The following is a 644-nucleotide window of genomic DNA, read 5'->3' as shown; positions in this document are numbered from 1 at the left end:
GGGAGCCGAAGAACGGTGTGCGCAGGTACTGCTTGTCGATCTGCCACATCAGCGCGAGGTTCTCTGGCGTCTCGGCAGCAGGCGCGTAGTAATACTGCGAGCGGGGCAGGCCGATCAGCTCGCACTGGCGACGAATCGAGAGCTCGGTGTGTTCCGGTTCGATCAGCCATCGGCCTACTCCTTGAGCTGGCTGGACTTTTTTTTCAAAAAATCCAGCTCCACCTTGAGCCGGCCGATTTCCTCGTAGAGCGGTGCCGCGACCTCCTCGGCGCTCGGCGTGCGGCGGGCCCGTGCCGCTGTCGACTCAAATAGCTCAGGGACGTTATCGAGCAACTGCCGCTTCCACTGGCTGATCTGCGTCGGGTGAACCTGGAACTCCTGCGCGATCTCGCTGGCGGTCTTGTGGCCCTTGGCCGCCTCGAGGGCAACGCGGGCCTTGAAGTCCGGACTGAGCCGTTTGCCTCGTCCTCGGGTCATGGTGAAGGCTCCTCTGCAATGGGCCGAGGATAGCCTCCGAATCTTTACTTCTCACCTGGTCCGAAAACCGGGGTCCACTTCAACCACCGTGCCACGGCCCGAGATCGAGAACACATCCTCGATGGGCATCAGGAACGCACCGTCCACCGCCCGCTCCGGCTCCGGCA

1 protein-coding gene and 1 pseudogene are annotated in these 644 nt (G+C 62.7%); both read right to left on the bottom strand.

The genetic code is table 11. The features are described from left to right. Positions 1 to 174: 174 nt before the first annotated feature. The gene (locus BA899_RS03680) at positions 175 to 477 is read right to left on the bottom strand and encodes a transposase (protein ID WP_159299552.1); all 303 of its coding nucleotides are present in this window, start codon (positions 475 to 477) and stop codon (positions 175 to 177) included. An 81-nt stretch (positions 478 to 558) separates the two neighbouring features. Continuing rightward, positions 559 to 644: pseudogene (locus BA899_RS03675) on the bottom strand (elongation factor Tu); the annotation flags it as partial.

Source organism: Spiribacter sp. SSL99, assembly GCF_009805925.1.
Classification (GTDB): Bacteria; Pseudomonadota; Gammaproteobacteria; order Nitrococcales; family Nitrococcaceae; genus Spiribacter; species Spiribacter roseus.
This window is presented reverse-complemented; position numbering and strand designations above follow the sequence as displayed.

Coding starts and splice junctions, on each gene's coding strand:
- BA899_RS03680 (WP_159299552.1), bottom strand. CDS start 477: ATGACCCGAGGACGAGGCAAACGGCTCAGTCCGGACTTCAAGGCCCGC.